8 protein-coding genes and 1 pseudogene are annotated in these 7,035 nt (G+C 63.5%); 4 read left to right on the top strand and 5 right to left on the bottom strand.

Annotated elements, in window-relative coordinates:
* Positions 1–10: 10 nt before the first annotated feature.
* From purB to EOA36_RS21800, 3 genes are all read right to left on the bottom strand, one after another.
* Positions 11–1,318 (bottom strand): adenylosuccinate lyase, encoded by a 1,308-nt coding sequence (gene purB / locus EOA36_RS21810; protein ID WP_127279377.1) that lies wholly within the window; start codon positions 1,316–1,318, stop codon positions 11–13.
* A 158-nt stretch (positions 1,319–1,476) separates the two neighbouring features.
* Complete coding sequence (locus tag EOA36_RS21805; protein ID WP_167531217.1) at positions 1,477–1,941, bottom strand: hypothetical protein; 465 nt, start codon at positions 1,939–1,941, stop codon at positions 1,477–1,479.
* A gap of 56 nt (positions 1,942–1,997) precedes the next feature.
* Positions 1,998–2,723, bottom strand: a complete 726-nt coding sequence (locus tag EOA36_RS21800; protein WP_127279376.1) for a DUF2259 domain-containing protein — start codon at positions 2,721–2,723, stop codon at positions 1,998–2,000.
* 133 nt (positions 2,724–2,856) lie between these two features.
* On the opposite strand from EOA36_RS21800, the gene EOA36_RS21795 reads away from it, so the two are divergent.
* Positions 2,857–3,111 carry a DUF2171 domain-containing protein gene (locus EOA36_RS21795; protein ID WP_023773164.1) on the top strand — a complete coding sequence of 85 codons (255 nt, stop codon included), beginning with the start codon at positions 2,857–2,859 and terminating at the stop codon, positions 3,109–3,111.
* Positions 3,112–3,120: 9 nt separating this feature from the next.
* On the opposite strand, the gene EOA36_RS21790 is transcribed toward EOA36_RS21795, so the two are convergent.
* Both EOA36_RS21790 and EOA36_RS21785 read right to left on the bottom strand, forming a co-directional pair.
* On the bottom strand, positions 3,121–4,146 hold the full coding sequence (locus tag EOA36_RS21790; protein ID WP_127279375.1) for a P1 family peptidase: 1,026 nt from the start codon (positions 4,144–4,146) through the stop codon (positions 3,121–3,123).
* A complete protein-coding gene (locus EOA36_RS21785) occupies positions 4,146–5,216 on the bottom strand; it encodes an ABC transporter substrate-binding protein (protein WP_127279374.1) in 1,071 nt (356 codons plus the stop codon). The genes EOA36_RS21790 and EOA36_RS21785 overlap by 1 nt, the downstream gene beginning before the upstream one ends.
* 178 nt (positions 5,217–5,394) lie before the next feature.
* On the opposite strand from EOA36_RS21785, the gene EOA36_RS21780 reads away from it, so the two are divergent.
* From EOA36_RS21780 to EOA36_RS21770, 3 genes and pseudogenes are all read left to right on the top strand, one after another.
* Positions 5,395–5,922, top strand: a complete 528-nt coding sequence (locus tag EOA36_RS21780; protein ID WP_127279373.1) for a flavin reductase — start codon at positions 5,395–5,397, stop codon at positions 5,920–5,922.
* Positions 5,919–6,848 (top strand): MoxR family ATPase, encoded by a 930-nt coding sequence (locus EOA36_RS21775; protein ID WP_127279372.1) that lies wholly within the window; start codon positions 5,919–5,921, stop codon positions 6,846–6,848. The genes EOA36_RS21780 and EOA36_RS21775 overlap by 4 nt, the downstream gene beginning before the upstream one ends.
* A 5-nt stretch (positions 6,849–6,853) precedes the next feature.
* Positions 6,854–7,035 (top strand): annotated as a pseudogene (locus EOA36_RS21770) (VWA domain-containing protein); the annotation flags it as partial.

The following is a 7,035-nucleotide window of genomic DNA, read 5'->3' as shown; positions in this document are numbered from 1 at the left end:
GAAGGAAAGCTCACGCCTCCCCGAACACACGCTTGAAAATCGTGTCGACGTGCTTGGTGTGATAACCTAGGTCGAATTTCTCGCGGATTTGCGCCTCTGGCAGCGCTGCGGTCACTTCCTTGTCGGCCAGAAGTTCCTCAAGGAAATCAGCGCCTTGTTCCCATACTTTCATGGCGTTGCGCTGCACCAGCCGGTAGGAGTCCTCGCGCGACAGGCCGGCCTGCGTCAACGCCAGCATCACGCGCTGGGAATGCACCAGTCCTCGGAACTTGTTCATGTTGTTCAGCATGTTCTCGGGATAGACGACGAGTTTGTCGACGACGCTGGTCAGACGTGACAGCGCGAAATCGAGCGTCACGGTGGCGTCCGGGCCGATCATGCGCTCGACCGACGAATGCGAAATGTCGCGTTCGTGCCAAAGGGCCACGTTCTCCATCGCCGGCAACGCCATGGAGCGCACCATGCGGGCGAGGCCGGTGAGGTTTTCGGTCAGCACCGGATTGCGTTTGTGCGGCATCGCCGACGAGCCCTTCTGGCCCGGCGAAAAAAACTCTTCCGCTTCCAGCACTTCGGTGCGCTGCAGATGCCGGACTTCGATCGCCAGCCGCTCGATCGAGGAGGCAATGACGCCGAGCGTGGCGAAGAACATGGCGTGGCGGTCGCGCGGGATCACTTGCGTTGATACCGGTTCCGGCTTCAGTCCCAGCTTTTGGGCTACATGTTCCTCGACATAGGGCTCGATGTTGGCAAAGGTGCCGACCGCCCCTGAAATCGCACAGGTGGCAATGTCTTCGCGCGCGTGCACCAGCCTCTCGCGGCAGCGCGAGAATTCGGCATAGGCCTGCGCCAGCTTGATACCGAAGGTGGTCGGCTCGGCATGGATGCCGTGGCTGCGGCCGATTGTGACGGTGTCCTTGTGCTCGAAGGCGCGGCGCTTGAGCGCTGCAAGCAACGCATCGATGTCGGCGAGCAGAATGTCGCTGGCACGGGTGAGTTGCACCGCAAAGCAGGTGTCGAGCACATCAGATGACGTCATGCCCTGATGGATGAAGCGCGCATCGGGTCCGACGAATTCGGCAAGATGGGTGAGGAAGGCGATGACGTCATGCTTGGTGACGCGCTCGATCGCGTCGATCTTCTCGACGTCGAATTCCGCAGCACTTCCCTTTTCCCAGATGGTTTTGGCCGCTTCCTTGGGGATGACGCCCAGTTCGGCCAGCGCGTCGCAGGCATGGGCCTCGATTTCGAACCAGATGCGAAACCGGGTTTCGGGCGACCAGATGGCGACCATTTCCGGCCGGGAGTAGCGAGGGATCATCGGTCTGTCCTGATGTGTCTAAAGCAATTCCAGGAAAAGTGCGCAGCGGTTTTCCGTCCGGAATTGCGAAAAAGAAAAAGTTAGAGCGGATCGGCGATTCTATCAAACGCTGAACCGCTCCAGGTTGGCCCGCCTCCTACCAGAGGTGGACCAAATGCTCAACGCTGATGCCGCGCAAACCAGATGCCGGCAGCGAACAAGGCGACAAAACCAAGCGGAAAATAGAGCCGGATGCCCAGCACCACGAACTGGTAGGACGCCACCGCCACCGTGAAGGCAAGCTGAAAGCCCCAGGTGAGGGTGAATGCGGGCGCATGCCATTCGGCATAATAGGACCGGTACTGCAGCGCATACAGCCCGGCGGTCAGGCCAATCGTCGCCGCGGCGAGGCACACCAATGCCGCGGCGAAGGCGACCTCGGAGCCTCTTCCGAGCGAGACCAGCCGCGCCGCGAACAGGCCAACCGGAAACGCCAAGGCGCCGCCTGCGGCGAACAGCAGCGACACTGTGCGGATCTTGCCCGGCGTCACCCAATTGTCCAGAAACAGGTTGACGAGTGCGCTGGCGCCCATCGCGGCTGCCCACAGCAGGGCGCCGAGAAGCGCTGCGCGCGGTCTCGGCATCGCGTCGCGAAGGCGGCGCAGGGCGCGATTGCTCCTGACGGGTCGGACAAGCCCTGTCACAGGCGGCCGGTCACGGCGATCCAGCGAAAGTCCGGCCCCTCGAAACCATATTGGCGCACCGCGATCAGAACCGCATAGGCGCTGAGGCTGTCCATTGAGAATGTCTGCACCGCGCCGATGCGGTAGCCGTTCGGGCAGCCCCGGCTCTTGGGGATCGCCTTGTCCTCGTGCAGCAATTTGGTGGTGCCGCCATCCTGCGCCTCGATTCGCAGCAGACGAAAGCCATTGATCTCGCCCTGGCTGTCGCAGCCTTCGGTGTTGTTCATGCCGATCTCGTCCAACCGGAACTCGAGCGGCTGATCGACCGGGGAGAAGATCGGCCTCGGATTGACCGCCATGCGATGCGGATCGGCTGAAAGCTCGGTCACCGGGTTGAAACCGGCGGTGATGCCGCGATTGGCATTCAGCTCGGCCTGGCCGACAATGGCTTCGCCCTTTTGCCGGGCCTGGACGCGGGCAGCGTCGAGCGTTGCATTCTCATCGTCGAGCCGGACCCTGATCGGCGTGCCCTTGAGAAAGCTGTCGCTGCTTGTGTCGATGTAATAGCGGTTGGCATAGGGAAAGCCCGACCCGTCCTGGACGCCGTATTCCTCGAAGGCGAAGACGCTGCCATCCCGGGTGAAGCCGAGAATTTCAAGTTCCGCGACATCGCCGGCCTGGGCGGCGATCGACGCCGCGAGCTGCGCTGCCAGGGAAACGGCAAACAGGAAAAGCATTCGCATCGTTTTCACCCCGGCAGCCGTGATCGTTTCAATCCCTAGCACGACGAAATCAAAACGTCGTGCGGACCAAAGCCGATGCATCCAATCCGCTCGTCATTTGTTATTGTCGGCAATCCCCAATGGAGAAGCTACCATGACCGACACCAGCAAAATTCGTGAGCACATGGAAGTCGTCGGCGCCGATGGCGTGCATATCGGCACGGTCGACAAGGTGGATGGCCAGCGCATCAAGCTGACCAAGGCCGATAGCGGCGAGGGCGCTCACAAGGGCCATCATCATTATATTTCCCTGGCCCTGGTTGCCGAGGTCGATGGCAAGAAGGTTTGGCTGTCGGCGAATTCCGATGTCGCGGTGACGTTCGAGGAAGAGAAATCCGATCCGGTTTGATCGAAGGCCTTAGCCCAGGCGCGACGACCAGACTGGGAACAAATCATTATCGGCTGGCGTCGCGGCAAACACCCCGCGGCTGATGGCGCGTGCCATGGTCGCGCCGGCCACGGCGTAGAGGTCGACCGCGGCGTCGGCGGTGAGTTCGATCCCGCTCTTGCCGGTCGCCAACGCGAACACCAGATCGCCGTCGGCCGGCGTATGGGTCGGCCAGATGGCGCGCACGAAGCCGTCATGCGCCGCAATCGCCAGGCGTTTCGCGGCGGCCTTGGTGAGGACCGCGTCCGTCGCGATGACGGCGATGGTCGTGTTGCCGCCGGTTTCCATCTGCCGCCCGTGTTCCTTGTCGCGGTATTTCAGCAAGATCCGCTTGGCGTCTTCGGGCATGGGCGAGGGATAGCCGAGCCCGCCGAATTCATCGCCGATTTCGAAGGGCGCGGCCCAGAAGTGGCGGGTGCGGCCAACGGTTACAGAGCCGGTCGGGTTGACGGCGGCCAGCGCGCCGATGGTGATGCCATTGTCCAGCAGCATCGAGGCGGAGCCGAGGCCGCCCTTCAGGCCCGAAGTCAGTGCGCCGGTGCCGGCGCCGGACGTGCCAAGCTGGAAATCGACTGCGGCAGCCTGTACCGACTCGTAGCCGAGGTCGCGATAAGGCGGATAACGGCCCCAGTCCTTGTCGCCGCCATTGCGCAGGTCGAACAGGATTGCCGCCGGCACGATCGGCACCCGGAAGCCGCCCACCTCGAAGCCGATGCCGCGCTCGCGCAGCGCCGCCTGCACGCCGGACGCGGCATCGAGCCCGAAAGCCGAACCGCCCGACAGCACAACGGCATGGATTGTCTCGACAGAATTCTGCGGTTCCAGCAAATCCGTCTCGCGGGTGCCGGGCGCGCCGCCAAGAATCTGGACCCCCGCCACCGCCGGCTCGTCGCAAAGCACGGTCGTCACGCCGGACTTCAGTCTGGCATCGGAAGCGTTGCCGACGCGCAGGCCGGCAACGTCCGATATGAGATTGCGCGGGCCGGTGCGGAACATCAGTTGTTTTCCAAGGGCATGAAGCGGGTGCCGTCGAAGCGGAAGACACGGTAGGGACTCTGGCTGAGGTCGCCCTTGGCGTCGAAGCGGACCGGCCCGATCGCCGTGGTGAAATCATGCCCGGTGAGTGCGTCAGTCAGCGGCGTGCCGCTTTCGGACAAGGCTGCCGCCGCCTTGGCGATCTCAACTGCGGCATAGCCTGGCAAGGTATAGCCGTCCGGCACGATCTTTCGCGCGGAGAAGCTCTCCAGCACTTTCGGGTCAGCAACATCCGCCCATTCCGGCGGGGCGATCATCAGCGTGCCCGTTGCATAGGGCACGTCGCCGGGCGGCGTGCGCAGGTTTTCGCCGCCGGCAAGGACGATGCCAGCCTGGAGCTGGGCCGCATCGCGCCCCATGATGGCGATGTCGTCGCCGTCGCCGCCGGCAAAGACATGCGTGGCGCCGGCCTTCTTGAGCCGTCCGATCAGGCCGATCTGGTTGTCGAGCTGCGGCCGGAACGTGTCGACGAAGACCGGTTTCAACGCTGCCTGCTCTGCCGCGGCGCGAAATGTCTCGGCGATCTCGCGGCCATAGATGGTGCCGTCGTCGATGATGGCGAACAATTCGTCACGCCACAGGCGGGTGAGGTTAGAGGCGACAGCGTTGCGCTCGTCATCGCCACGCGGCCCGAGGCGATAGACCGGCCAGCCGGTCTTGGCGCGGCGGTCGGTCAGGCTTTCGGTTCGCACGCCGACGGTGATGACCGGGATGTTGGCGTCCTTCAGGACAGGCATCGCCGCTTCGATCGCCTCCGTGCAGAGGAAGCCGATCACGATATTGACCTTGGCTGCCGCGAACTCCCTGGCCGCCGCGGCGCCGCCGTCGCCGGTGCAGGCGTCATCCACGGTCTTGAGCTGGATGCCGTCCGCCTCCGCGGCGAGTTCGGCGCCAGCCTCGATCTGCTTGCCGAGGATGGCCGATGGCCCCGACAGGGGCGCGGCGACCCCGATCGTGAGCGTCTGTGCGCCGGCGGCACCGGTCAGCAACAGCCAGGCCAGTGCGATGGATATCGTTGCCCCGGATCCCATCCTGCCGAACCGTCCCTCCAAGCCCGCGACGTCGCGTGGGCACCAATTCCCGCCAAGACCTAAAGGCTGTCCGGCCTTGGTGCAACACGCGAATTCGGGATATGAGCCAAGCACTTCGCTTGTGGCATGTCATGTCTGGCCATATATGTCAGGCGAACAATGGCCACGGAAACTTCCAGTGCTGAAGAAGAACGATATTGGACCGCAAGCCTATCGCGACGCGATGAGCCATTTTGCCGGTCACGTCCATGTGGTGACCACCGACGGACCCGCCGGCAAGCGTGGGGCGACGGTGATAGCGGCCTGTTCGGTGTCGGACACGCCGCCGACCATACTGGTCTGCCTCAATCGTGAAAATGCCAAGAATGAGCTGTTCGTGAAGAACGGCAGATTTGCCCTGAACACGCTGGCTTCGCACCAGGAGCCGCTGTCGATTGGATTCTCCGGCATGACTGGGTTGCCGGTCGAAGAGCGCTTCGCGCTCGGCGAATGGGATGTGATTTCCACCGGTGCGCCGACGTTGAAGGGCGCGCTCGCCGTGTTTGACTGCGAGTTGATCGATACCAAGGACCTGGCCACCCATCGTGTGCTTTTTGGCAAGGTGACAGGCCTGCGAATGGGCGATAATTTGCGGCCGCTGATTTACCACGCGCGCGGTTACCACGTCCTGGAAAGTGGGGCGGCCGCACCCACGGAGAAGGAATGAGCGACTTGAAACCGTGCCCCGTGCCGGGGACGATCGACGAGACGCTCGATCTCCTGACCGACGCGGACTATGTCGCGGACCGGTCGCTGGCAACGGTGCTTTTCCTGTCGCTGCGCATGAAACGGCCGCTTTTCCTCGAGGGTGAGGCCGGCGTCGGCAAGACCGAGATCGCCAAGGTGTTGGCCGAGGCGCTCGGCCGCCGGCTGATCCGCCTGCAGTGCTATGAGGGGCTCGATGTCTCCTCGGCCGTCTATGAATGGAATTACGCCGCGCAGATGATCGAGATTCGCATGGAGGAGGCGGCCGGCAAGGTCGAGCGCTCCGCCATGGAGCGTAACGTTTTCTCCGAAAAATACCTGATCCGCCGGCCGGTGCTCGATGCGCTGACCGGCAAGACGGATGCGGCCCCGGTCTTCCTGATCGACGAGCTCGACCGTACCGACGAAGCCTTCGAGGCCTTCCTGCTCGAAATCCTCTCCGACTTCCAGGTGACGGTGCCTGAACTCGGCACCATCAAGGCGGAAGAGCCGCCGATCGTCATCATCACCACCAACCGCACACGCGAGATTCACGACGCGCTGAAGCGGCGCTGCCTCTACCACTGGGTCGACTATCCCAATGCGGAACGAGAGCTGGAGATCGTGCGCCGCAAGGTGCCGCGGGCCAACCAGCGGCTTTCCGCAGAAGTGGTCTCCTTCATCCAGAAACTGCGCCAGATCGAACTGTTCAAGGTACCGGGCGTCGCCGAGACCATCGACTGGGCCGGTGCGCTGACCGAACTCGACAAGGTGGCGCTCGATCCGGAGACCGTGTCCGACACGATCGGCGTGTTGCTGAAATACCAGGACGACATTGCTCGCATCGGCGCGGGCGAGGGCCGGCGCATCCTCGACGAGGTCAAGGCCGAGCTCGCGGCGGCGGAGTAGCAAGAGTGAACGCGCCGCGTCTCGACCCCAGAGAGGCGACGGCCGACGGCCGGATCGCCGACAACATCGTCTATTTCGCCCGCACCTTGCGCAAGGCCGGCATGCGGGTCGGGCCAGCCTCGGTCAAGGACGCCATCGAGGCGGTACTCGTCTCCGGCATCGGCTCGCGCGACGATTTCTACTGGAC

Source organism: Mesorhizobium sp. M8A.F.Ca.ET.021.01.1.1, from assembly GCF_003998025.1.
Classification (GTDB): Bacteria; Pseudomonadota; Alphaproteobacteria; order Rhizobiales; family Rhizobiaceae; genus Mesorhizobium.
The sequence above is the reverse complement of the archived record's forward strand: the minus strand, read 5'-3'. Positions and strand labels throughout refer to the sequence as shown.

What these genes read in the sequence shown, in the direction of transcription:
- purB (WP_127279377.1), bottom strand. Translation starts at nt 1,318, where the DNA reads ATGATCCCTCGCTACTCCCGGCCGGAAATGGTCGCCATCTGGTCGCCC.
- EOA36_RS21805 (WP_167531217.1), bottom strand. Translation starts at nt 1,941, where the DNA reads ATGCCGAGACCGCGCGCAGCGCTTCTCGGCGCCCTGCTGTGGGCAGCC.
- EOA36_RS21800 (WP_127279376.1), bottom strand. Translation starts at nt 2,723, where the DNA reads ATGCGAATGCTTTTCCTGTTTGCCGTTTCCCTGGCAGCGCAGCTCGCG.
- EOA36_RS21795 (WP_023773164.1), top strand. Translation starts at nt 2,857, where the DNA reads ATGACCGACACCAGCAAAATTCGTGAGCACATGGAAGTCGTCGGCGCC.
- EOA36_RS21790 (WP_127279375.1), bottom strand. Translation starts at nt 4,146, where the DNA reads ATGTTCCGCACCGGCCCGCGCAATCTCATATCGGACGTTGCCGGCCTG.
- EOA36_RS21785 (WP_127279374.1), bottom strand. Translation starts at nt 5,216, where the DNA reads ATGGGATCCGGGGCAACGATATCCATCGCACTGGCCTGGCTGTTGCTG.
- EOA36_RS21775 (WP_127279372.1), top strand. Translation starts at nt 5,919, where the DNA reads ATGAGCGACTTGAAACCGTGCCCCGTGCCGGGGACGATCGACGAGACG.